General features: G+C 37.4%; 20 protein-coding genes. 4 read left to right on the top strand and 16 right to left on the bottom strand.

What is annotated here, in order from left to right:
• Positions 1–9: 9 nt before the first annotated feature.
• From ACM46_RS11430 to ACM46_RS11415, 4 genes are read right to left on the bottom strand one after another with little or no spacing between them, the layout of a single operon-like run.
• Entirely contained in the window at positions 10–1308 is a 1299-nt protein-coding gene (locus ACM46_RS11430; protein WP_048506765.1) for a porin, read from the bottom strand.
• Between the two features lie 6 nt (positions 1309–1314).
• Positions 1315–2457 (bottom strand): beta-aspartyl-peptidase, encoded by a 1143-nt coding sequence (gene iadA / locus ACM46_RS11425; RefSeq protein WP_048506764.1) that lies wholly within the window; start codon positions 2455–2457, stop codon positions 1315–1317.
• A 3-nt stretch (positions 2458–2460) separates the two neighbouring features.
• Positions 2461–3816 (bottom strand): C4-dicarboxylate transporter DcuC, encoded by a 1356-nt coding sequence (dcuC, locus tag ACM46_RS11420; protein ID WP_241485999.1) that lies wholly within the window; start codon positions 3814–3816, stop codon positions 2461–2463.
• 11 nt (positions 3817–3827) lie between these two features.
• Positions 3828–4439, bottom strand: a complete 612-nt coding sequence (locus ACM46_RS11415; protein WP_157859451.1) for a lamin tail domain-containing protein — start codon at positions 4437–4439, stop codon at positions 3828–3830.
• A gap of 139 nt (positions 4440–4578) precedes the next feature.
• On the opposite strand from ACM46_RS11415, the gene pdxR reads away from it, so the two are divergent.
• Complete coding sequence (pdxR, locus tag ACM46_RS11410; protein ID WP_048506762.1) at positions 4579–6078, top strand: MocR-like pyridoxine biosynthesis transcription factor PdxR; 1500 nt, start codon at positions 4579–4581, stop codon at positions 6076–6078.
• A gap of 87 nt (positions 6079–6165) precedes the next feature.
• Here pdxR and ACM46_RS11405 read toward each other — a convergent pair whose 3' ends face one another.
• The 8 genes from ACM46_RS11405 to ACM46_RS11375 form a co-directional block, all read right to left on the bottom strand.
• Positions 6166–7770: a glycoside hydrolase family 10-like protein gene (locus tag ACM46_RS11405; RefSeq protein ID WP_048506761.1), complete on the bottom strand. Its 1605-nt coding sequence runs from the start codon at positions 7768–7770 to the stop codon at positions 6166–6168.
• Between the two features lie 188 nt (positions 7771–7958).
• Positions 7959–8534: an MFS transporter gene (locus ACM46_RS23660; protein WP_241485998.1), complete on the bottom strand. Its 576-nt coding sequence runs from the start codon at positions 8532–8534 to the stop codon at positions 7959–7961.
• Positions 8519–9334, bottom strand: a complete 816-nt coding sequence (locus ACM46_RS23655) for an MFS transporter (RefSeq protein ID WP_241485997.1) — start codon at positions 9332–9334, stop codon at positions 8519–8521. Before ACM46_RS23655 ends, ACM46_RS23660 begins: the two co-directional genes overlap by 16 nt.
• Positions 9335–9363: 29 nt before the next feature.
• Entirely contained in the window at positions 9364–10692 is a 1329-nt protein-coding gene (locus tag ACM46_RS11395; RefSeq protein ID WP_048506760.1) for a DcaP family trimeric outer membrane transporter, read from the bottom strand.
• Positions 10693–10951: 259 nt separating this feature from the next.
• The gene (gene typA, locus ACM46_RS11390) at positions 10952–12757 is read right to left on the bottom strand and encodes a translational GTPase TypA (RefSeq protein ID WP_048506759.1); all 1806 of its coding nucleotides are present in this window, start codon (positions 12755–12757) and stop codon (positions 10952–10954) included.
• Between the two features lie 185 nt (positions 12758–12942).
• Complete coding sequence (locus ACM46_RS11385) at positions 12943–13248, bottom strand: DUF1294 domain-containing protein (RefSeq protein WP_241485996.1); 306 nt, start codon at positions 13246–13248, stop codon at positions 12943–12945.
• 234 nt (positions 13249–13482) lie between these two features.
• A complete protein-coding gene (locus ACM46_RS11380) occupies positions 13483–13788 on the bottom strand; it encodes a GIY-YIG nuclease family protein (protein ID WP_206541007.1) in 306 nt (101 codons plus the stop codon).
• Between the two features lie 272 nt (positions 13789–14060).
• The gene (locus ACM46_RS11375) at positions 14061–14738 is read right to left on the bottom strand and encodes a YceI family protein (protein ID WP_048506758.1); all 678 of its coding nucleotides are present in this window, start codon (positions 14736–14738) and stop codon (positions 14061–14063) included.
• Between the two features lie 292 nt (positions 14739–15030).
• Between ACM46_RS11375 and ACM46_RS11370 the strand changes: the two genes are divergently transcribed.
• A complete protein-coding gene (locus ACM46_RS11370; protein WP_048506757.1) occupies positions 15031–15696 on the top strand; it encodes an O-methyltransferase in 666 nt (221 codons plus the stop codon).
• 193 nt (positions 15697–15889) lie between these two features.
• Here ACM46_RS11370 and cas2 read toward each other — a convergent pair whose 3' ends face one another.
• From cas2 to cas9, 3 genes are read right to left on the bottom strand one after another with little or no spacing between them, the layout of a single operon-like run.
• Positions 15890–16228 carry a CRISPR-associated endonuclease Cas2 gene (gene cas2 / locus ACM46_RS11365; RefSeq protein ID WP_048506756.1) on the bottom strand — a complete coding sequence of 113 codons (339 nt, stop codon included), beginning with the start codon at positions 16226–16228 and terminating at the stop codon, positions 15890–15892.
• On the bottom strand, positions 16225–17118 hold the full coding sequence (gene cas1, locus ACM46_RS11360; protein ID WP_048506755.1) for a type II CRISPR-associated endonuclease Cas1: 894 nt from the start codon (positions 17116–17118) through the stop codon (positions 16225–16227). Before cas1 ends, cas2 begins: the two co-directional genes overlap by 4 nt.
• A gap of 2 nt (positions 17119–17120) precedes the next feature.
• On the bottom strand, positions 17121–21362 hold the full coding sequence (gene cas9, locus ACM46_RS11355; RefSeq protein ID WP_206541006.1) for a type II CRISPR RNA-guided endonuclease Cas9: 4242 nt from the start codon (positions 21360–21362) through the stop codon (positions 17121–17123).
• 211 nt (positions 21363–21573) lie between these two features.
• Between cas9 and ACM46_RS11350 the strand changes: the two genes are divergently transcribed.
• Positions 21574–23697, top strand: coding sequence for a Tex family protein (locus ACM46_RS11350; protein WP_048506754.1), 2124 nt, complete (start codon positions 21574–21576; stop codon positions 23695–23697).
• 45 nt (positions 23698–23742) lie between these two features.
• Positions 23743–24378: an HAD family hydrolase gene (locus ACM46_RS11345; RefSeq protein ID WP_048506753.1), complete on the top strand. Its 636-nt coding sequence runs from the start codon at positions 23743–23745 to the stop codon at positions 24376–24378.
• Between the two features lie 115 nt (positions 24379–24493).
• Here ACM46_RS11345 and ACM46_RS11340 read toward each other — a convergent pair whose 3' ends face one another.
• On the bottom strand, positions 24494–26317 hold the full coding sequence (locus ACM46_RS11340) for a helix-turn-helix transcriptional regulator (protein WP_241485995.1): 1824 nt from the start codon (positions 26315–26317) through the stop codon (positions 24494–24496).
• Positions 26318–26415 lie beyond the last annotated feature (98 nt).

The following is a 26415-nucleotide window of genomic DNA, read 5'->3' as shown; positions in this document are numbered from 1 at the left end:
TTTTCTTTATTAAAAACCTACTGTAAATACCAGAGTACCGATCCATTCGTGCCCATTAATCAAAATTCCGTCATTATCCGTTGCGGTAGGATCAGCATCCACGTAAGTACCTGCCAGCTGGATTTTTGCTCCGTAATTTTTCCCAAGATATTTTGTAATGCCTAATGTATAGTAATTGGGACGGGCATAAAAAGCGGCGTTGTTCAGGTATGAATATTTATCTGCCTTTAAATGAGTGTACCGGGCATCCACAGACCACAGATTTTTAAAAATATATCCTGCCTGCAAATTAAAACCTGATCCCAGCATCATCCTGTTTTTTACATAATTGCCAACATCCTGAATTCCGTCTATTGCAAAATCGGGAGTTAATGATCCGTCATTTCGTACTCTCTGGGTAATATCATCACCCACATGTGCATTGGCTTTTACATATTCTCCCAACAGGGAAAATCCTTTGTATTTGAACAACATATCGATTCCGAATTTTTCATAATCCGGAAGGGCTTCATTCCCGTCTGCATCAAGATACAGAATGCTTCCGGTTTCTCTTCCTCTTCTGTCGCTGATTCCGTTATTATAGCTATAGGTAAATCCTATCAACAGTTTCGGAGTGAGCTCTCTCATCAAATCGCCCTGTCTGAACTGCCCGAAATTTCTGAAAAGCCCGAGCGGAAGGATATTGATCCGGCCTCCGTATTTAAGCCCACCTCTGTCCTTTTTAAAAACATTCATCCCATCTCCGTTGGTAACGGCAAGTGAAGGTTTGATGTGCACATCAGTTCCTCTGATTTTATAGGAGGCATCAATAAATAATCCGAATTCCCTGATAGACGAAAACACAGAGGTAACCCGGCTCCTCTCCGGCAGCTGCAGCGTTTGTGAACTCATTCCCAGTTCCAGGTTATCCGTGGGAGTAGCTTTCTGCCCAAATGTAACCGTATAATTATCATTAATATCATAGCTGACAAAACCATCGAGAAGCATGGTATTGCCTCCTTCATCAACATCTGCCTCGGTAGAGCCACTGAGGTCTACCTGGAGTCTGTATTTGAATTTTTCATTTTCAGAAGTCCCGGATAATCTTACCCTGAAACGGCGCATTCTGAACCTGTTATAAAGATCATCGCTGTTGGAAAATTTCCTTGTTTCCAGGTAAGGCTGGATAAAACCGTCCAGCTGCATTTTGTATCCGCTATCACCCGTAAACTGGAGCCCTTCTCCAAAATTGTATTTCTCCAACCGGATCTGGCCGGAAATATAGGTAGCCCAAAATACCATAAGAGCAAAAATTAAAAACCTTTTCATATCAGGTTATTCAAAATTTCCTTTCACTATGATCTTTCCGTCTGACATCATCTGTCTGCCATTTGCAAATACATCCGTAAGCTGTAAATCCTTATCCATAAAGCATAAGTCAGCATCACAGCCTTTTTCTATTCTTCCCTTATTTTTTAAAGCAAGGTTCTTAGCAGGATTGAAAGTAATAAGCTTAATGGCATCCTGAATGGGCAAATTTCCTTCTTTAACCAGGGCTTTAAACTGTTCGTAATTAAGGTGAACCGGAGCTTTTCTGAAGCCTATCATTTTTTTATTTTCATCCAGCTTTGCCAGACCTGCGTTTCCGTCACTGCTGAAGGTAAGCTGATCAATGGAAATTCCCTGTTCCAATGCATACAGCACAGATTTGTAAGGCTCCGTATATTGAGATGCTCCTGTTGTAATATCAATCATTCCTCCCAATGCAGCGAATTTCAATGACTGATCGAAAAGTTCTTTGGTTCTGGCTACATGCGTAGGGGAAATATGTTCAATGGGGTATTCATATTTTTCCACGATCTCCATCAACACATCAATCTGTGAAGACATTCTTCCAAGATGAATATGAAGAATTCCTTTTTTTCCTGAAATCATTCCTCCTACACTTACCTCACGTAAATGCTTCAGAAGCTCTCTTGCTGTGGGATAAGAAGACCTTTCGTCACTTATAGCCACTTTACATCCCAATACTTTATCAATAAAGATCATGTCATCCTGAATATTGGAGGTAATAGTAACGGGATCTATACTGAAATAGCTGGTAAACATATAAGCACTGATTCCTTCATCGGTAAGGGATTTGGCTTTAGCGTAAAGGGTTTTAACACTTCTTGCTGTTCCATCTGTTCCCAGAAGGCCTACTACGGTTGTGGTACCACATGATACCAATTCGCTGAGCATAATTTCCGGTGTCATGGAAGCGTATCCGTATTTACCGCCTGCACCTATGATATGAACATGCTGATCGATAAAACCCGGTGTCACGATTTTTCCCGAGGCATCTATGATGTCAGAGAATGCCGGATGGGCATCTATCTGATCTTCTATGGCAATAATCTTTCCTGATCCGATAAGAATATCTTTTGTCCCCAGATGCTGAGGAGCGTAAACTTCTGCGTTTTTTATAAGTGTAAGCATATTTTAAATAAATTGGTAGATTAACATGATTATTAAGGTTACTGCAACGGGAATGATATTCCGTTTGACAAGATCTATGACGGGCACTTTGGCGACTTCTGCCGCCGCAATAAGTATCCCTGAAACCGGAGAAACCGTCCTCCCCAACGTTGCTGAAAACTGCATGGGCAAAAGGATAGAAACCGTTTTTATTCCAAGCCTGCCTGCCAGATCCGGGATAAGCGGGCCGAAGGCAAAAAAAGCGGCATTTCCACTTCCCATCAGCATTGCAGCAAGAAAAATCATAATAGCCATCACCACACCAATCCCTATTGCTCCGAATCCCAAATGCTGCGTAAGATCAATAAGACCATCAATAAATCCAAGGTGAATGAGCCCCTGCGCAAAAATATCTGCTGCTATGATCAGGGTAACCACCGTTTTAAAGATATCTCCCATTCCGGACCAGAAAACATTCATGGTCTTAAAGGCCTCTTTTACGGATCTTTTTCTGATGGATTCAAGGATTATCGCAACAAAGAGGCTTACAAACATAGCAGTAGTAGTCCCGATGCTTATTTTTACTCCTAAAAAATCAAATATATCTGAAAACATGATCAGTAAAATCATCGGAAGTACCGGAATAAGTGCATAATACAAAGGGGCTGTAAGCTCTATATTTTCTGAATGGCCTTCCTTTTCTGTAAAATCATCTTTTTTATCGAAATACCTGTTGACTAAATAATAGACAACCATCATTACTATGGTAAGGGGAATTACCAGCGGAATCTGCTCCTGTACAAAATAGTTAATAGGATCCATCTGTAAAATGGAAGTAGAACTTACCGTGGTAGGTGAAGCCGGTCCAAGGCATAAGGCTGTACTTGCTGTAATAACGGATACTGCTGATAAGCGGCTTACTCCGAGATTAACAAGAATAGGAAATATGGAAGCCATAAGCAAAAGTCCCAACCCGGCTGCCGAAGGAATACACACAAAAAGAACCTGCCCGATGGGAATGGTGAGCGATGCCGCCACATAAGGATACTTTCTGAATAGTTTCAGGGGCTTCATAGCAAGATATACCAGGGAAGTTGACGCTCCTATCTTATCAATATAAGCCACAAATCCACCGATAGCCATGATCATAAGCCCTACATCAGTATTGGTTTTTACGAATGAATCTTTTACGGCCGCAAAAGCATCAAAGCCAACAAACCCGCTAGATTTCGGAAAGGGATTGTGACCGGGAAGATAGTATGCGATAACCAGCATCAACATTCCTGCTGATAATAAAACAGCATGCGGATAGTATTTTTTGATCAGCAAATATGCTACAATACCAATAAATACAATGGAAATAAGAGGACCTGAATACATAATTTTTGTTTTTAAAAATTAGAGTTATTATTCTTCTTTCCCGGTGAAAAAAGACTGCTGCTTACCGAACTGTGCTGAACAAAGCTTCCTGTAATATCAGGATTTCTTGTAAAAGCTTCATTAGGATTGTTTGAAAGCGGACCAATATCAAAGGTAGCTACAGTAGTTCCTGCAGCATCAGTAACTGTGATAAAATCAACTTCATTATTCAAACTGAGGTTTCCTGTAGTGGAAGTCTGCACTACTGCTCCGCCAAAGGTTCCGGATGGAGTACCGCCTCCGAAAACAACTAAAGCTTTACGCGGCTGAATTATGCTTCCGGCAGGAAAAACATGAACGGGAATATTATTGGTAAGCCCGGTTGCATCAAAAATTTTGTACCCGCTTACATCCAATGCTGTAGTGGTGGTATTGAAAAACTCAATAAACTCATCCTGTTCCTGGCTGTATTTTCCGTCTCCGTTAGCATCCCCTTCAAGAGCTACATTGGACGGGTCATAAAGAACTTCGTTAATGATGAGTGGATCTGATACAATGGCATCTTCCATCATCACATCATCTGTTTTACAGGCAATAAGTAAAAAAGATACAAAACTGAGAAGTAAGGAAATATTCGTTTTCATGATGATTACTTTATATTTTGTTCGATAACGGGTGATCATTATAGATTTCTTACCGTTAAAGTGTTTTAATTATTTTTTATTTAACAAAAACAAAAATGAACAAAGTTTTCAGTAACTTGTACATACCAATACCCAGAACATGAGCATACCAGTCGTAAATATTAGCAATTTTATATCTCCTGATCTGTTTTATAAAAAATTTAAAAAAAATCAGCTTAAATATTTAACCATTAAGGAAGTTTTCAGAGATATTATTGAACAAAACAAAATCCTCACAGGCACAAAAATACCTTCCAGCCGTGTTCTTGCGGAGCTTCTGAAGGTGTCCCGGAGTTCGGTGATAAAAGCTTATGAGCTGCTTGTTTTTGAAGGGCTTATAGAGTCAAAAAAAGGGGCTGGTTATATCATTCTGGAAAGAGTGAAGAAAGACGTTGATACAAAGGATAAAATAAATCCGGAAATAAGATATCCTTCCATATCTGATACCGGAAAAAGCTTTCAGTCCAATGTTCATATTATGAATACTACTTCAGACCAGTATATTGCTTTCAGGCCGGGGCTTCCTCCGCTGGATATTTTCCCAATCAACCAATGGAAGAATCTCTACAATCTCTACTGGCGCAATGTAAAGGCATCTTCTCTGAACTATTCCAATGTGTCCGGCATCATCAATTTCAAAAAAAATATTGCGGAATATCTTTACTCAATGCGGGGCATCCAATGTAATCCTGAGCAGATCATCATTGTATCCGGCTCCCTGCAGTCGTTATTTTTAGTAGGTTCCGCCCTAATCAATCCCGGTGATCCGGTGATCATGGAAAACCCTACCTTTCCCAATGTACACTCTATTTTTAAAAGCCTGAATGCAGAGCTTCATGCACTAGAAGTAGATGAAGAAGGGATTAATGTTCATCTTTTTCCAGAAGAAATAAAACCCAAGATCATCCATGTTACTCCTTCCAATCAGTATCCGACAGGAATTAAAATGAGCCGGAAAAGAAAGCTGGATCTTCTGGAATGGGCTACAGAAAAGGGATCAATCATCATAGAAAATGATTATGATCATGAAATCAGCAACTGGGGACTAAAAGATCCTTCTCTATTTGAAATGGATCATCATGACAGGGTAGTTTACCTGGGTACTTTCAACAGATTGCTGCACCCTTCCATCAGGCTGGGTTATATGATTGTACCTTATTATCTTCTGGATGTGATAAAGGCTCTCCAAAAGCATTCCCACAGGTTTGTTTCGCCTTCCAATCAGATTGTGATGAGTGAATTTATAAAAAGAAATTATCTGTTTAATCACATCAAAAATGTAATTGATGCTGCGGAAGAACGTGAGTACATATTTAAAACGGTCCTTACCGAGAACATTCATGAATCCTTCAGGCTGCAAGACTCAGGGGTACGAAGCCTTCATCTTTTGGGGAATATAGACCAGTCACTGGATGACAGGAAACTGGTGAGTATCCTTAAAGACCATCAGATTATTGCCCACCCCTACAGCAAGTGTTTTATATCTTCTGCCAGAAACGGGATTATTCTGGGGCATACAGCAGTAAGAAAACATCTGATGCAAAATAAAATCATAGAGATTGCCCAGGTGTATAATAAACTGATAAAAAATATCTGGTAGCAGGCTAAGACTCTATAAAAACAGGACATCCTAACCAGAGAATGTCCTAATAATATTACGACCAATGAAGTTTGCTAAAGAAACCAGCTATTTGATCTTTTTCGCCATGTAATCGCTTTCATTTCCAAGTCTGTCTACCGCTTTGATGGCAACTGCATTTAATTTTTTTCCGTCTTTAAATTTCAGAATATCTTTTGAAAGGGTATCCAATGTAAGAATTTCTGTTTCCCAAACGCCATTGTACTGAGTAAAAAGAACCCATTGGAAAACGTCTCCGATGTTCTTAATACTCCAGCTTGTTTTCACAGAACTTCCATTATCCGTCACAAATATAGTCGGAGTCTGCAATGGAACAGCCTTTATCCACGGAGTTTTCGGAACAAGAGCTTTTTCTTTGTAAGGACCGTTTTTCAATACGGGAAGCATATTGGGATTTTTTGTAAGTCCGGCAATGCTCCAGTGAATTTCCCCAGCATCGTTTTTTAGGACCTGTCTTGAGATTTCTATTTGGTTCTTAATTTCCTCAGGACGGTCTGATACTTTGATTTCAACAGTATTCAGTCCGGGCCATAAATGACGGTTCATTGTATTTTCAGACTTCCACCAGTTCAATAGAGCTTCAAAACCCTGTCCTTTTGAATCTATAGGCCAGTACAGCTGTGGCGAAAAATAATCTACCCAGCCTTTATTCAGCCATAATTTGGCATCCGCATACAATTCGTCATATTGGGAAGAACCAACGATTCCTGCAGGATATCCGGGTTTCCAGATTCCAAACGGACTGATTCCGAATCTTACATAATTTTTTTCTGCGTGAATTTCTTTATAGATCCTTTCTACAAATCTGTTCACATTATCTCTTCTCCAGTCTGCTCTGGATAATGTTCCTCCGTTTCTCAGGTATTCGTTCCAACTTGCATTATCCGGGAAATCGGCTCCTCTGTTGTAGGTGGCATAAGGATAAAAATAGTCGTCAAAATGTACGGCATCAATATCATATCTCTGCACGATATCTTTTACTACATTCGAAACATGGCCCTGTGTTTTGGGATTGGCAGGATCAAACCAATACATTCCGTTTTTTAATTTAATCACGATATCGGAAAGCTTATTCGCCATGGAAAGGCTGTTTACAGAACCTCCGTTGGTATGATGGGCACGGTAAGGATTCAGCCATACGTGCAGCTCCAGGCCTCTTTTATGGGCTTCTTCAATCCAGAACTGAAGAGGATCATAATTAGGATAAGGAGCAATTCCCGTCTGTCCGGTCAGGAAGTACGACCAGGGTTCTATGTTGCTTGTATAAAGTGCATCTGCAGAAGGTCTGATCTGAAAGATGGCGGCATTAAAATTATTGTCTTTAAGCATATCCAGCATGCTTATGGCTTCTGCTTTCTGCTGATCGACGGTTAAATTATTTCTTGAAGGCCAGTTGATATTGGCTACACTTGCGATCCAGGCTCCGCGAAATTCTCTTTTAACTTCAGGAAGAGTGGTTCTGAAATTTTCTTCGGCCGGAGGAATTGCTGCTATAGGCTTTACAGGGTCTTTTGGTTTTGCTGAGTTGGTGTTGGGTTTTGCTGTATTTTTTGCAGGCACTTCCGTAGCAGGTATTTTGTTTGCTGCACATGAAGTACTTACAAAGGCTGATGCACCCAGAAGATAAATTAATTTTATGGTATTGATTTTCATACGTTGTGGTCTGAAAAGGATTTGCTTTCGATTTTAAAAATACAAAACTAACAATATAAAGACCATTTATCCGAATTTGGAAAGTAAAAAAAGTTAAAACAAAAGCAGTATGCATATTTTTATTCATACTGCCTTAGTTATTGCCAATAAATTTGAAGCTTATCTGTCTGATTATAAAGGTTTAAAATCTATTTTTCAATACTTTCCTCTTCTGTAAGATCATTTTTATAAGTTTCCGGAATGTATATGATATTGATAATTATAGCAAGAATCACTAAAAGTAAAGGATAAATTAAACCAGTATATGGTGAAAGTACAGCACTTACAACAAATGATGATTTAATTAGTTCAGTAACAAAAGTAGTTGCACCACCAATAAATCCGTTTCCCATATTCTGAGCAAATCCCATGCTTGTATACCTTATTTTTGTAGGAAAAATTTCCAGCATAAAAGCTCCTAAAGGGCCATAGGTGGCGGCTCCCGCCACCGAAAGTAAAAAGCTGACTCCCATAATTTTTAAAATGGCCATATTACTGATTGAATGTACTTCTGTAAGCCCGTCCGGGTTTCCAATTTTCATGAAAAGATAAAAAGAAACCGGAATCATAATAAGGCTTGAAATAAGCCCTCCAAGAAGGACTTTCTTACGGCCCACACGATCACTTAATGCGCCAAAATACTGATAAAAATAAGAACTGAAAAGAGTAACAGTACCCGTAATTAAGAGCACCGTAGTATCTTCAAGCTTTACGGCACGCTGCATAAAAAAAGGGTAACAAACAAACTGGTTTGCATTACCGAACTTTGGGCTGCATTGCCTCCAAAAATTGCTTTCAGCATCGTCTTAATATTTCCTTTTGTACTGAATGCCTCTTTAATTGGAGATCTGCTTGTTTTTCCGGCCTGTTTCAGAGCTTCAAAAACAGGACTCTCATGCAGTTTTCTTCGGACAGAATAGCTTAAAATGACAAGAACGGAGCTTAAAAGAAAAGGAATTCGCCATCCGTAATCGGTAAAATCAGCTTCAGACATAGCACTCCTTGTAATGAATATCACACTAAGACAGATTAAAAGACCTATAGGTACGGTAGCCTGAATAAATCCGGTATAAAATCCTCTTCTGTTTACCGGGGCATGCTCTGCCACATAGATCACTGCACCGGCATATTCACCACTGATGGCCAGCCCCTGCATCAACCTGCAAATTAATAATAAAACAGGAGCCGCCCATCCTATACTGGAAAAATTAGGAATACAACCAATAAAGAATGTAGATACTCCCATTAAAACCAAAGACAGAATAAAAGAATATTTCCGCCCAATCCTATCTCCGATACTTCCAAAAATAAGTGAACCTATCGGACGAAACATAAAGGATGAGGCCACTACTCCTAATGTTTCGAGAAAATGTGATCCATCGGCCGGGAAAAGATTTAAAGAAAGGGTTCCTGCAAGAATTATTGCAAGAAACATGTCATCCCATTCTATAAGTGTTCCTGCAGATGATGCAATAATTACTGTTAATATGCTATTTTTAGTGGTTTTGTTTTCTGTATTCATCATTATTGTGTTTAAATTATTTGTGTATCTGTTTAAAACATAAAAAATGTAGCAAGGTGGAAACGGTTGTTTTTGGCATTAAACTCATTTCCAACCCCTCTACCACTAATTTGAGCATCTCCCCAGGTAGCAAAGGTATTTTCCACCTCAAATCTAAACTTGATGTTCTTGTTCAGGATCCAGTCTACCCGCGGTACGACCTTCCACAGATGATCTACGCTACGCGCACCGGGAGTCCCAGAAACAGCACCCCAAGCTGCCGTGACACCATATGCCGTGGGAGTTCTGCCTTGTACCGGATCATTTGCTCCCAGATTTTTTACTGCTCCTGCAAAAAGACCCAGTGCTATTTTTTTGTCTGTAACCTGTTGGAAATCTATCCAGGCGCTTCTTGTATTCATGGTTCTGAAAATATCAGCTTCCCCGGGAGCAGAATACCCCATAAAACCACCCAGCATAACAAATGTTGCTGCATTCTGAGCCATTATTGCCGAAGCACTGATTGTTAAGGGCTTGGTAATCACTTTTGCATACAATACTGCAGTAATGCTTTTTACTTTATTGTGATTAACTACCGGAGGATTCCCCGAGGATAACTGAGGCCTGAGTACCTCATACTGCCCGGCTATTCCGGCTATGAAATTGGGCGATTTGTACTGAAGCTGTAAGTGAGTGGAAGGCATTCCGCTGTCTCTGTACGGAGAAGTATTGGGGGTGAAATCGCGTTGTGAAGTAACGGCAGCAATAATTTTAAAATGTTCGTCCAGTTTTTGGGTAAGTCTTACCTGCGGATTACGGTTTAAAGCAAAAGTAGGAGAACCTGATCCGTAATTGACAACGTTCGGAAGGCAATCCAGAATAACAATAGGATTCCAGTACTGCCCTATTCCCAGCTGTGTTTTTTCCCAATCAAACGTTACATAGGCATGGCGAAGTCTTAGTTCGTTGATACCTGCTTCTGTAGATCCGAAGAATTCAGCTTCTAAAATCCCGGCCGTTTCTGCTCCTAATACTTTGGGGCCTTTTACATTAATTCCGGCTCTTGATAATACGGAAAGCATATGAAATTTAGGAGCATCATTAATGTCGTTTCCTTTTACATCCAACTGTCTATCTTTTGGATACAGCGGAACCAGATTTTCACCGGCACCAATGGTCTGTCTGGTATCGTAAAATATATAGTTTCTCAGAAAGCCATAAAAACTAACCTTTACGGAAAGATCTTTTACTTCTTTTGATGATACGGGATTAACAGTTAATGATAAAGAATCATTTTTCTTGTCTGTAGTATTCTGTGCTACCCCTAATACAGGGCACAACAAGGATAGAGAACAAACTAATTGTAAGGTCTTTTTTTTCATTATTTGTGTTTTTAATTACGCGATGCGTAGGAACAAACATACAATTAATATCATTTAAACAGATGAAAATCAATTAGTTTAAACAAATAGATTTAATTCAATATTAAAATAAATTAAAAACGCAATAATGATTTAATTTTAAAAATTAAAAAGACAATATTTCATAAAAATATACAGTAACAATTTTAAGTATGAAGCCCATTATAAAAGCAAAAACCTCCGAAAAAATCCGGAGGTTTGTATATTATATAGAAATTAATTAAGCTTTCGCTGATCTTTCCATTCTTTTTCTTTCTTCTTCAGAAAGGACTTTCTTTCTCATTCTGATGAAGTTCGGAGTTACTTCAATCGCTTCATCACCCTGAATATATTCCATACATTCTTCCAGTGAGAATAAGATTTTCGGAGCAACACCGGTATCTTTATCTTTTCCTGAAGCTCTCATGTTATTCAACTGTTTTGCTTCTACGATGTTTACTACCAGGTCTCCAGGTTTGTTTTGTTCACCGATGATCATACCTGCATAGATTTCCTCACCCGGATCTACGAAGAACTTACCTCTATCCTGTAGTTTAGCAATAGAATATTCTGTAGCAGGACCTTGAGTTTTGCTGATCAGTACTCCATTGTTTCTTCCAGGAATAACACCTTTGAAAGGCTTGTATTCTGTGAAACGGTGCGCCATAATAGCTTCACCAGCAGTAGCCGTAAGCATTTGAGAACGCAATCCGATCAAACCTCTTGAAGGAATTTCGAATTCCATGTGCTGCATTTCACCTTTAGTTTCCATAATGTGAAGGTCACCTTTTCTCTGAGTTGCCAGGTCGATAACTCTTGAAGCATATTCTTCAGGAACGTCAACAACCAAAGATTCGTAAGGCTCACATCTTTCTCCATCAATTTCTCTAAAGATAACCTGCGGCTGACCGATAGTCATTTCATACCCTTCTCTTCTCATGGTTTCAATTAAAACTGACAAGTGAAGAATACCTCTACCAAAAACAAGGAATGTATTGGCATCATCTGTCTGCTGAACCCTTAATGCAAGGTTTTTCTCTAATTCTTTTGTTAATCTTTCTTTCAGGTGGTTAGAAGTTACATATTTACCGTCTTTACCGAAGAAAGGTGAATTGTTGATAGAGAACGTCATGTTCAATGTAGGCTCATCAATAGCAGTTCTTTCCAATGGTTCAGGATTTTCAAGATCTACGAAAGAATCTCCGATCTGGAAAGCATCGAAACCTACCACAGCACAGATATCTCCTGCCTGTACTTCAGTTACTTTTTTCTTTCCTAATCCTTCGAAAACGTAAAGTTCTTTTACTTTTCCTTTCACTACTTTTCCGTCTGCCTGTGCAAGACCGATCCACTGAGATTCCTTGATCTCCCCTCTTGTTACTTTCCCGATAGCAATTCTTCCTAAGAAAGAAGAGAAATCCAAAGAAGTAATCTGCATCTGAAGGTTTCCTTCAGTTACTTTTGGTGCAGGAACATACTGTAAAATTCCATCCAATAACGGCAGGATATCTTCAGTTTGTTCTAGTGAAGTATTGAACCAACCTTGTTTTGAAGATCCGTAGAAAGTTGGGAAATCCAACTGCTCTTCAGTAGCTTCAAGGTTGAAGAATAAATCGAATACCTGATCGTGAACTTCGTCCGGACGGCAGTTTGGCTTATCTACTTTGTTGATTACCACCAAAGGTCTAAGGCCTAATTCCAATGCTTTCTGAAGTACGAATCTTGTCTGAGGCATTGGTCCTTCAAAGGCATCAACTAAAAGGATTACCCCGTCTGCCATTTTCAGAACTCTTTCTACCTCTCCACCGAAATCGGCGTGACCAGGAGTGTCAATTACATTAATTTTAGTGTCTTTATAGGTAACAGAAATATTTTTAGATAGAATGGTAATCCCTCTTTCTCTTTCAAGATCGTTATTATCCATTATTAATTCTCCACTTTCCTGATTTTCTCTGAAAATGTTTGTAGCATGAATGATCTTGTCAACCAAAGTGGTCTTTCCGTGGTCAACGTGTGCGATAATCGCAATATTTCTAATGTTTTGCATGAATGATTTTTACGGGTGCAAAAATAGTGATTTTCAATGAATAATAAGCAAGAATATCAATTAATTAACAAATTCATAATGAGCACTTTCACTACTTTTCCCTGTTAAAGCTTTAAAATTGAATATTTTAGAATTACAATTAATGATAAGTTTAAGAATAGTGCATTAGACTTTAATGATTAATATCACCTATATTTTTCAAAAAAATAAATACCTGCCGCCTGAATTAAAATAATCGCCACCCATTTTAATAAAAAAGATACTTTTGAAACTTTATGTCTGAATATCAGCATCCCTAAAGCGGCTCCCACACTTCCTCCTGTAAGAGTAAGACCTAAAAGCGTGATTTCCGGAACTCTCCTTTTGTGTTTAACCGCCAACCTTTTATCCAGCCCAAAAACAACGAAAGTGAAGAGATTGATTATAAGCAAAATGTATATCATCTGTGCAAAAGTAAGGAATTTGGAGGTGGCTTCGAGAGCCTCAGCCACCTTGTATTTGCCTTTTGATTTAAAAAGATGTCTTTTTACTTCTAATTTTATTAGTTAAAAAATATCACAACTACCCACAAAAGGTGGCTGAGGCTCTCGAAGCCACCTTCTATTTCTTGTTCAATTTAATAAGTACTTCTACTCATTAATCAAAAACACATCAAAATTATTCAAAAAAATGTAGCTTCGGAAACCTCAGCCACCTGCAGCTCTCCATTCTCAAATCCACCATTACTAATCCCTCAAATCTCTACATGCAATCGCCAGTTCGGGCAGTAATTCTGGCTCACCATTAATCAAAGCTTCCTTTTTCTTTCGGCTCCACCCCTGAATCTGCTTTTCTCTGTAGAAAGCCAGATCTATTCTATCATATTCTTCAAAATAAATAAGTTTTACGGGTAATCGTTTCTTCGTATGATTCGAACCATTTCCTGCTTGATGCTGCTCAATTCTTCTTTCGAGATCATTTGTGCTTCCTGTATAATAACTGCCATCAGAGCACAGCAAAATATACATCCAGCCTTTAATTTCGTTTTTCATATTGTGTTTTTATAAATATAAGATGTTTTTTGATGCGGTGGCTTCGAGAGCCTCAGCCACCTACTATTCGCCTTTTGATTTAAAAGTTATCTTTTTACTTCTCAATTTTATTAATTAAAAAAACATCACAACTACCCACCAAAAGGTGGCTGAGGCTCTCGAAGCCACCTTCAGTTTTTCTCAAACATAAAATTTACTCATATAACCTGAGTTTACCGAATAAAAAAAGCTGCCTTCTTACGAAAGCAGCTCTCACTATTGTATCTAACAAGTTATTTTTTAGCTTTTACATCAACAGCAATTTCAATGTCTTTGCTGATCATCCATTCTGCAGGATCTGCTTCTGAAGTCCCAAACTTAAGTCCCCAATCTGCTCTGTTTACTGTGAATTTAGCCTGAACAGCCGCTGAATTATCTGTTACATCCACTTTAGCAGGGAACGTTACGTTCATTGTTTTTCCTGATAATGTAAGGTTTCCGCTCACAGTTTTATTAGCTCCGGCTACTGCATCTTTAGGTGCTTCTTTCAAATCGGTAACACTTGTAATTTTGAAATCTGAAGTTGGGTTCTTTGTTGTATCAAAGAAATCAGGATTTTTTAAGTGCGCTTCAAGATCTCCAGGTTTTTTATCTTTTTCTGTTACTGAAGCTGGATCTACTTTAATTGAATTCATATCAATTACGAAGTTTCCGGCAGCCAGCTGACCTCCTTCAATGCTCAGATCTCCTGACTTTACGTTAAGTGTTCCCCAACGAGGAGCCATTCCTCCTTTATGGAAAGCTTTCCAGTTCACTACAGAAGTAGCTACATCAACTGCTAAAACTTCTCCTTTGCTTTCTGCTACTTTCTGTTCCGTAGCTGTAGCAGCAGTCTCTGCCGATTTCTCTTTACTACATGATGCCGCAAGCAATCCTATTCCTACTAACGCAATTACACTAAGTTTTTTCATATTATTTATTTGTTTAGAAAATTGTTTAAAACTTTAAATTTAAGAATTTCAAAATTAGAAAACCTTATTAATGATAAACTTAACATACATCAAGAAATGAAAAATATCTCGTTTTATTGTTCAATAATTAATAATAGAGGTAAAATAACCGATTTCAAATTCACTATCTTTAAGCGAATTAAACTTTCACAGCAGCTTAGAAAATAATTATAATTTCGAATCAATTCTGACTTGCTGATGATGGTTGTTAATGTCAATAGAAAATTGTTAATCATTAAACCAATTTAAAAATATGAATCAGCAGCTATTTGAAAAAGTAGACAGGTATATCGGTAATTTGCTAGCACCAGAGGATCCTATTCTTCAAGAGGTTATTCAGTCTCTGGATGATGCTTCTATGCCACAAATCAGTGTAACCCCTACTCAGGGTAAGTTTCTGCAGTTAATGCTGCTCACGAGTAAATCTAAACGTGTCCTGGAACTGGGTACTTTGGGAGCTTACAGTACGATTTGGATGGCCAGAGCAATTCCCGCGGACGGCAAAGTAATCACCGTAGAATTTGATCCGCATCACCTCCGTGTTGCCCGTCAGAATATTGAAAAAGCAGGACTTTCAGATAAAATAGATCTGCGGGGCGGCAAGGCAATAGATGTATTAAACGAACTTATTTCCAAAGGGGAAGAAACTTTCGATTTTATTTTTATTGATGCTGATAAACCACCTTATACCGAGTATTTTGAATTAGCGCTACAGCTTTCGCATCCGGGAACCATTATTATTTGTGACAATGTAATCCGGGAAGGCAAAGTTCTTGATGAAAATACCACTGATGAAAGAGTGAAAGGCGTACAACGTTTCAATCAGACCCTTGCCAACAACCCAAAAGTGACTGCTACCATTATGCAAACCGTAGGGGAAAAAGAATACGACGGAATGGCAATCGCTATTGTCAATTAAATTTCAGTCAGAACATTTTCTTTAAGGATGAATTTATTATCTTAGTGATTAGTCACAGTTTTAAAGAGACAGATAACAGCATATGAGCAGTTGTGAATTGCTTTCAAAATTTACTATCTTAGTGATTAGTCACAGCCTCAAAATTTAACCCATTGAAATTCAATGGGTTTATTGCTTAATTAGAATTTTAAAATTAGAATAATTCAAGTTGCTGAAAGGTTGGAGGTGGCTCTTCTTTATTTCTGGCAAAGAAGATTTCGATATCCCCAAACTGTTTATCGGTAATACACATAATCGCAACCTTACCTGCTTTTGGAAGCATAAATTTAACCCTTTTGATATGCACTTCCGCATTTTCCCGGCTTGGGCAATGGCGAACGTACATTGAAAACTGGAAAAGAGTAAATCCATCATCAATCAAACCCTTACGAAACCGATTAGCATCTCTCATATTGGCTTTTGTTTCTGTTGGGAGATCATATAATACTAAAACCCACATAATTCTGTACGCGTTAAACCTTTCGGAATTCATATCAGTTCAGGATAAGATATCAGTCTTTTTTCCCCTGTATAACATTTATATAATGATGTAGCTGTTGTTTTTACCGCTACCAACAAAGGTCTTGTTTTATCATCTATCCTCAAATCCTTAGTTGCAATCTGTAAAATATGAGCTTTATATTCCTTCGTCAGCTCTTCCGTTTGGGGATTGTTCTTGAGCCAATCCATCACCAATAGATCAACAAAAGGACGGTATGGTTCCATCAGGTCATCAGCCAAACAATAGGGATTATATTTATTTTTATGAAAAATCCCCAACACAGGCAGTAAACCGGTTTCTACGATTGATCTTGCCACCATACTTCTCAGAACTGAATACCCAAAATTAAAGAACTGGTTGGGTGAATCTCCAAAACGTCCTCTCAAAAAGTCAAGGCTTATGAGATATTTCCAGTAATGCTGAGCTGCTATACCTTCCATATTGGTGATATCACCACTCTTTACATTTTTCTGATACTCTATCATAGGCTCAAAATAGTTTCCTAACCGTATCAGAAGATTTTTCTGGTTTTCAATTTTACATTCTACAGTCTGTTTCCAAAGTTGCTTTTTCAAAGGTTCACTCGCTTCAAGCTGATCTTTAACTCTATCCGAATGCTCCGTATGCCCATAAAGAGGAAGCATTATTCCATGTGGTAAATGCTGTGCATCACAACTGATAACCACTACATTATTCCCCATCATTTTTTGGATCAACTGATGTGAAAGGGTGATCTGGAAATGGTCCAGCATGAGCAGGCCCAGATCTTCAACGGGAACACTGCCTTTCTCTACTTTAGTTTCAGGACATAGGATTTTCATCTGTTCGTCTTTGAGCTTAAGATAAGCGGGACTGCCAATGTAGATAGAGCGGGTGATCATGATTACGATTTAGTTATATTTCCTATACGGTCAATTTTTAACTTTATACAGCAATCTTTAATCATTTTGCCATCAACAGCTCTTTCCATCTTGTTTAAAGTAGAAAATTCAGCTTTATTTACAATGGAAACAGCAATATTTTGTTTTACAAAGAAAATTTGGCTGCCAGAAAAGCTTACCACTTTATAAATATTATGTATAAACTCCTGAGAAGCATACTTAAAATCAATCTTATTCACAGACTCACCTTCCGCGGCAACATATACCAAATCATTAGGACATAAATAAAAATCGTTTTTACTTTTTAATGTAACGGGCGCCAATCCCTGTTTCTGTCTTTCAATCACCTCATTTAAAGGAATCGTTTCGTATGTCCTTTTACCTTTGTCATCTTCATATATGGCAAAAAAGAGATTAGTGCCTTTTGCTGTTTCTACATATTTATGTTTTTTATTTCCGATTTGGCCTAAAGGAAATTTGCTGCCTAATTCAAAAATCCTCACTTTAGTAATAGGCTGATGCAGTTTCCCTTCATTAAATTTCTCGATATTATTATTCATATCTTCAATTCCTTCAGACGAAAAGGCTTCTTCAGAACTATTGCCTTTGTATTCAAGATAATTTTTTAAAATTTTCTGAACTCCTGTATCTGTAATAGAATTTATTGTTTTTAAATCAAAAGAAGTATCAATACTTTTCCTCGTAGCAGTTAGTATTTTTCCTTTAGGAACTTTGATTCCCGGTAAATCTACTTTTCCGGAAACCGTATCTTTATGCAATGGTTTTCTGATTGCCCAATTTAAACCTTGCTGTTCCACTAAGCCTTTTACTTTAACATTATCTTTTTCAATCCATTTTTCATAATGATTTGTGGCTTTATTAATTACACGAAGATTCTGTTTAAAACTTACAATAATTTTCTCAAGATTCTCTTTAGCTTCAACAGTAAAATCATTCCACGGTTTCAAAAATTCTACAGGAACATCTTTTACAATTCTTTCTCCTGTTTGCGAATGCTGATAGGTTTTCTTTTCAAACTTCATCAGCTTTCTTTTTAAATCATACCGTTTCATTTCTGATTTCGCAGACTTATTATTAAGTAGATTAACATGATCTTTCGTTGCACAGGCAATTACCAAAGCATCTAATGCATGATGACGATGATCGATTCTCTTTTTAGAAAACCCCTTTGAAAATTCAACGGGTACTGTTGGCAAAAACTTTTGATACTTTTCATTCCAGACCGTAAAATAGCTAGACTTTGTAAGCTCGTTCATTCGTTCAAAACGAGGAAGAATTAAATCATTCCAGACATCATTCAATCCCCAGTCCTGTTTAAGTTGTGATGTAATTTTTCCATTCCCAGGAATGATATCCTTAGAATTTACGCCCTCATCATTTTCCTTTTTCCTTACAATATTAGAAAGGATACCTGAAATATATTTACTGATATACCGGGTATCATTAAGCTGACGTTCAATCATTTCTTCCGGGATTTCTTCCAGCAGGAGTTTTGATCTTTTAGACCGATTATTAGCATAATTTTTCTTCACAAAGTCTTCATATTCTTCTACTTCAAAGACTTTAGTTTTATCAGAGATTTTATAGCCATGAAACTGTTTAATAAATCCAAGACCAATGTAATTATCTTTTAGCCTGTTAACTAAAGATTCACAAATCACCTTATTGCTAAAACTGTCATCAAAATATCGGCTTTGAGGAATAATATGTTCAATTTCATATTCAGTTGTAAAAAGTTTATTAAGAGGAATAATATCTCCTGTATAAGGTGAACGGTATTTTTGTTCCAGCCAAAGTTTATATTTTTTCAGATCGGATGGAGAAGGCTGAGCTGTTTTACTGATCTTAAGAATATCATCATCTACAGAAATCTCAGAATTCAGGGCTCCATCTTCATATATCTTCAGAATCTCCTGCTGCATGGGGGAATAAGGCCTTACATTCTGCACTTCACTATCATTCATCATTTCTGCCAGTAAAGCTTTAATACGAAGGTTGGTATTTTCGTTTTCTGATATTTTTTGAGTCATTTTATTTCGCTCCTTTGCAGGAAGTTTCATTTCCCTGCCAAGTTCAATATGAATTTCATCAAAAAAATCTGCTGCTCCATTCCCATATTTTATCCAGATATCTTTCACGACCCGGACAGTCTCCATGATCACCTGTTCTACAATCGGATTACGAAGAGAATGCTGTTTGAATTCTTTCAAATACTCTTCAATATCATCCACAGAATTCCATTTTCCTGCGACTGAAGCTTCAGAATGCCTTCCATATACTACATATTGAGCTAACCATAAAGGCAAGCCCTGAAAATCACTTTCTTTCTGAAGAGAAAGAGTCTTTTCTCTTATATTATCTTTAATATTTTCATCATATTCCCCGATAATTATTTTCTGAATCCTGTTTTTTATTTTTTCATCAACAGCTTCCCAGTTCCAGTGCTTCCCTATTCTCATCAATGGTAATAGTTTCTTAATGGCTTTCTCAGAAAAGGAGCCATATTCACTATCAAACGGAGGAAATTTTCTGAAAGCTTCAAAGAACGAATCATTATCGAGCTCATTTTTCTTTGCAAAGGATTTCAAGGCTTTTTCATATTCTGTTTTATCATTCACAGAATAGATTATATGCCAGATTTGTTGCTCCATTTCTCTTGTAAAGATATTATCCGGGCTATCCCCTACTTTCTTAAGTCTTTCCGAAATCATTGTTCCGGTCTCATTGCAGGGATATTTTTTATCTTCCACATAGTTCCAGCGATGTGTTTTTTCACTTAATTTAAAATGTCTTAAACATGCTTTCTGGTCAACTTCTTTTCTGATATTTAGAAATACAAAAAGATCTTCATAGTCTTCTGCTGTTTTTAAACACTCCGAAGTTATATTCACATCATCATCTCTTCTGTATATTTTCAGATTAGACATCCATTGCCAGATGCGAAATTCCTGATAATATGGATTTGATTTAGGGATAACTTTCAGGAATTGAATTCCTTCCGCTCCGTTTTTATCTCTGTATTTTCTACATTCCAAAGTACAGTTAGAAACAGAAGATTTCTGACTTTTTAAAGGTCTTTGATAAAAAATGATATCCTCTAAGAAAAGATGTATAAAACTCTTTTTAGCCAGACTTAACTGGTGGGTGTCATTATTTCTGTATAATTCTCTCACACAATCACTGTATAAGTCTTCATTTTGCAGTTCAAGATGAAAGTCTTTCTGTTTTTCAAGAATCTTTCTCAGCTCTTCTTTATAAAACTTTCGTTCAATTGTTCGGACAAGTTTTCCCTTTATTTTTTGTTTAGGATTCTGAAGAATGGCATCATAAATATAAGATCCTACCGTTTTGTGGGCTGTTTCAATCTCCTGTTCTGTTTTCGCCTTAATGGCAATCCAGTCCTTTTCAGAATCAACGGCTTTAAAAGTCCGCCTTACTTCACCATTTTTTAATAGGGATTCGGTGATAATAAATTCTTTCGAACGCCCGAGCCAATCTTCCGGCTTTGTTGTTTGTTTTTCATATTTCCATCCGTTGGTAAAATATATATCAAAAAGGATATTTCCTTTCACTTTTTCCCCGGAATCAATCACTTTATCAACATTTAACGTCACAAATGTTTTATCTTTTTCTTCGTCAAAATCTTCTCCTCTGAGCTGATAGTAGCCTCTTTTCTGATTAAAATTCAAAAGAATCCATGCCAGCTCTTCTTTCTCTATTTTTTGAGAGACTGCTTTTTTTCTTAAATAATAAATAGTCCAGTCATAAGGAACTTTTTTGTTTCCTGATAAAAGCTCAGGTTGAGATATTTTAAAGTCCGAAAGCATTTCTTCAAAAGAATTCTTGAAAATAAAGCCTTCATTGTTATAGGGCAGCTTAGGTTCTGTTTCTGCTTTAAATTTCCCAAATCTTTTATCGAAATCTATTTGAGCAGCATAATAATACGGCAGAAAACCTAAAATATTCAAAACCCGGTGCAGTCTTTCTCTTCTTAGTAAAAACCGTTCACGCAGCCTTCTTATTCCTCTATAACCAGTTCTGGCAGCTGTTTGCGAAACAGAATTTCCCTTTCCAAAATCTCCTAAAACATCCTGTGACATAGGCAATACTCGGGTTCCCATTCCCAGAATACTTCCCTGCCTCTCTTCAGCATTTTGTTTAATTAAAGCCCAGCCAATTGAATTGGTTCCTAAATCTAACCCAAGTATATTCTTAATCATCATTTTATATTTTGAAACTACATAAAAATAGAAATAAAAAAAATATTCAGATTATGGTTTCCCATACATGATAAAAAGATTTTTTCATTTATATTTGTTTATAATTTTGAAAGCAATTCACAATAAGGATTATTCCGTTGTGAAAACATTTAAGGCGGGGCAACTCGCCTTTTTCCATTCCAAAACCTTATTTTAGCTTTTCGAAAACAGAACAATGACGATTGTAACTTATATACAGCAACAGCTCAATATCTCGGAGAAGAGCATTAACAATACCCTTCAATTATTAGCAGAAGACTGCACTGTTCCATTTATTTCCCGCTACAGAAAGGATAAAACAGGAAACCTGGATGAAGTTCAGATTGAAGAAATTTCCAAGATCAGTAAACATTTTGAGGAACTTGTGAAACGAAAGGAAAGTATTTTAAAATCCATTGAAGAACAAAATGCGCTGACTCCTGAGCTTAAACAAAGAATTGAGGAAAGTTTTGATATCCTGGAACTGGAAGATCTTTATCTGCCCTTTAAAAAGCGCAGAAAGACAAAAGCAGATGCTGCTAAAGAAAAAGGTCTGGAACCTTTGGCCAAGATTATCATGAGTCAGAAAAACAATAATTTACAGTTTCTGGTTTCTAAATATCTGAACAATGAGGTTCCTACCGAAGAAGATGCACTTCAGGGAGCCAGAGATATTATGGCAGAATGGATCAATGAAAATATGTACGTCCGCAAAAATCTTCGCCGTCTTTTCCAGCGTAAAGCCATGATTACTTCCAAAGTCGTTAAAGCTAAAAAGGATGAAGAAGACGCCCAGAAGTTTTCGCAGTATTTTGAATGGGAAGAAAGCCTCGGCAGAACACCTTCTCACAGACTTTTGGCCATGCTCAGAGCTGAATCTGAAGGTTTTGTAAAAGTGAATATTGGCATTGATAAAGAAGAAGCCATTGACTTTATAGAAAAAGCCATCATTAAATCTAACAATGAAAGTTCTGAACAGATTGCCATCGCCATTAAAGACAGCTACAAACGGCTTTTAGAACCTGCTATTTCCAACGAAACCTTGCAGGAAGCTAAAGAAAAAGCCGACAAAAAAGCCATTGAAATATTCTCCGAAAACCTAAGTCAGCTGCTTCTGGCACCTCCTTTAGGGGAAAAAAGAATCCTTGCCATTGACCCGGGATACAAAAGCGGATGCAAAGTGGTATGTCTGGATGAAAAAGGAGATCTTCTCCATAATGAGACCCTCTACCCTCACGCCCCGCAAAATGAAAGCGGAATGGCCATGAAAAAAATCCGTTCTATGGTGAATGCCTATAATATTGAAGCCATATCCATCGGAAACGGAACCGCCAGCCGGGAAACTGAATTTTTCATCAAAAAAATCGCTTTTGATAAGCCATTGCAGGTTTTTGTGGTGTCTGAAGCCGGAGCTTCCGTATATTCTGCCAGTAAAATTGCCAGGGATGAATTCCCGTCTTATGATGTGACCGTACGAGGTGCCGTTTCCATTGGAAGAAGACTTTCTGATCCGCTGGCAGAACTGGTTAAAATTGATGCCAAGTCTATCGGTGTGGGCCAGTATCAGCATGATGTAGATCAGACCCAATTGAAAAACGAACTGGATTCAACGGTGATGCGATGTGTTAACTCCGTAGGGATCAACTTAAATACGGCAAGTAAATCATTATTGAGTTACGTTTCCGGAATTGGGGAGAAAATGGCAGAAAACATAGTGAATTACCGCACGGAAAACGGTGCTTTTGAAGACCGGAAACAGTTAAAAAAAGTTCCGAGACTGGGAGAAAAAGCTTTTCAGCAGGCAGCCGCTTTCGTAAGAATTGCTCATGCAAAAAATCCTCTGGATAATTCGGCTGTTCATCCTGAAGCTTATGGAATTGTAGAGAAAATGGCTAAAGATTTGGGCATTAAAACCCATGAACTGATTGCCAGCAAGGAGAAGATAGCTTTAGTAAAACCTGAAAATTATACTACAGAAGAAATCGGGATTTTGGGAATTAAGGATATTTTGAAAGAGCTGGAAAAACCCGGATTAGATCCCAGAAAAGCAGCCAAAGTATTCGAGTTCGATCCTAATGTAAAAAGCATCAGAGATTTAAAACCCGGAATGATTCTTCCCGGAATTGTCAATAATATTACGGCTTTCGGATGTTTTGTAGACATGGGAATTAAGGAAAGCGGTCTTGTTCATATTTCTCAGCTTAAAGATGGGTTTGTATCTGACGTGAATGAAGTGGTAAAACTTCACCAGCATGTCCGCGTGAAAGTGACAGAAGTAGATGAAGCAAGAAAAAGAATTCAGCTGAGCATGATTTTATAAGGATCTGAAATCTGTTCAATATTACAAACAAAATAACAATCCATTTTGAGCTATAAAAATTTAATTTTCGATTTAGACGGAACGCTTTGGGATTCAAGACTTACGATTATCAAAATCTGGAATAATGTTTTAAATCAATATCAGTTACTCCAAAAGGATCTGAAACCTGAAGACATGGATCAGTACATGGGACTTTTAGCTGATGACATTTTAAGAGCGATTGTTCCCGGCATTTCGGATCAACAGGTAAATGAAGTTCTTTCCGAAATCGTGAACAGTGAAAATAAAGTGTTGCATGTTGAAGGCGGAATCCTTTATAACGGAGTTGAAGAAACATTAAAGAATTTAGCAAAAACCCACAGACTTTTTATTGTCAGCAACTGCCAGGACGGATATATTGAATCTTTTTTAGACTATTATCAATTCAATGATCTTTTTACAGATATTGAATCTCACGGCCGGACTAAAAAACCTAAGTCAGAGAACATTCAACTGATTATGGAAAGGAATCAATTAAGCATTGAAAACTCCGTTTACATCGGTGATACCCAAACAGATTATAATGCTGCAAAAGTAAATAACCTGTCCTTTATTTTCTGTGAATTTGGCTTCGGAAATTTGAGCATAAGTGATTATCAACCTTCTATTTCTACGTTTTCAGATCTGGAATCCTATGTTTAGTTTAAGAAAATTATCATCATAACCATAATAAGGCTGCCCAAAAGGACAGCCTTATCACTTTTAATCATTTAAAATAATCTTTATCTATAATAGCCTAGACTTAATGATGATCCTGTTAACCTATCCCCTTTAGATAGTTTACAAGGTCAGTTTCGGGGTTTAGAGCAAATTTCTGCTTTAATCTGTATTTGGTCATCCGTACACTTTTGGGTTCTACGTTGAGAAGGCTGGCAATTTGTTTTGTGTCCATTCCCAGGTATAAATAAGCACAGTATTTCTGATCCAGTAAAGTCAGTTTCTGGGTGGCTTTTTCGTTCAGACTTCTGAAAAAATCAGGGTGTATCTCCTGTATCTGGTATTTAGTTTTTTCAAATTCGTTATTGGCACGCGTTTCTTCCCGTAATATCTGCTGTATATTGATCGGTTCTTCTGTGGCCAGTTTTTCCTTTAACTGCAACAGAACATTGTCTTTATGCTGTAAATGCAACTGATTGGCAAGCACTTCATCATTCAGCTTCTGCTGCTTCAGAATCAGGAGTTCCTGTTCTGCTTTCAGCCTTGCCTGTGCTTCTTGTTCAAGCTGTATCTGCATTTCGGCTTCATGTTTTTCCGTATTCAACTTTTTCTCTTTTTCTATGGACAACCTTAGCTTGAAGTGATAAGAACGGAACATAAAGAATGACCCGATAGCTCCTATAATCCCGAGGATAATATACAGCAGCTTTTGTTTTTGTAATGATTTTACTTCCTGCTCACTTTTCTCGGCCTGGTATTGTGCATCCAGTCTTTTTACATTGGATGCTTCGTCCTGGTTGAATTGGTCAATAGTATATTTTGTTACTTTTTTCTGATATTCAATAGCTTTTACCAGGTTCCCTTTCTTTTCATATAATTCTGCCAAATCACTTACGATTTGTATCATTATGTAATAGTAAACCGGTGATTGGGTTAGTAATCCCGCTTCTGCCTGCAGTAAATATTTTTCCGCTTTGTCCAGATCATTATCTCTTGTTGCCAAATTAGCCAGCATCCCAAGACTCCCAGCCTTTATAGATTGTGGTTTTGCAATGTATTGGGAGGCATTAAGTGCTTCACTTATATTATATTGTATTTGTTTCCGCAAATCCGGCGTTAAATCAGAGGAATATTTCAGAATATAACTGGCAATATTATTCCGGGCAATAGCATAGGTATTACCTGATACCTGCCCAGGAAACTCTTTATACAGCATGGCTGCTTTTTCAGAATTATCCATAATGGCTTTCAGATCTTCCTTTTTGTTGCTTTTTTCATATTGATAAGTATAAGCGGTTGCCAATGCAGTGTAAGCATTACTTAACTGGTTTTTATTTCCCGACTTTTCTGCTTGTTCTATGCATTTACGAGCGTATTTAAAGCTGTTTTTCAGATCGCTCCAGGTAGTATAGGTGCCGTATAACAGGTAATAGAGTTTAAATTCAAGCATTGGGTCACCTTCCGTTTTTTCCAATAATGATATACTTTTAAGGAGATAGGTAGTTGATTTTTTATATTCATAAAGGGAGAACATATAATAAGCCGGCAAAAAATCAGCGTAAGCCTGTGCTATTTTATTATTGTTTTTGGATGAACTGGCTGTGGCAGAATCTATATATGGACGCACCTTATCATACTCTTCAAGGTTACAAAGGATAATACCCTGATAAGTATAAGCCTTTGTTATAGCCAAATGATCATTAACAGACCGTGCAAATTGCAGAAATTCTTTGTTGTAGCCCGAGGCTTTATCGTACAACTGTTCACTTCTGTATATTTCAATAAGAAGTTCGTAAAGTTTCAATTTTTCAGCAATGGATAATTTCTCTGTTTTTAGTTTATTGATCAGGCTGTCCGTATAGGTATTTTGGGCATACAGCATACTGCCAATCAGCAGAAGAACGAAACATAAATTTTTTATCATAAAACAAATGTATAAATTCTGTAATCGGTTTAATCGGAATTGTCCATTTTTTTGACTTGACAAAAACACTTTAAAACATTGAAAACCAAATGAAAACA

Origin of the sequence: Chryseobacterium angstadtii, from assembly GCF_001045465.1 — a bacterium.
GTDB lineage: Bacteria > Bacteroidota > Bacteroidia > Flavobacteriales > Weeksellaceae > Chryseobacterium > Chryseobacterium angstadtii.
This window is presented reverse-complemented; position numbering and strand designations above follow the sequence as displayed.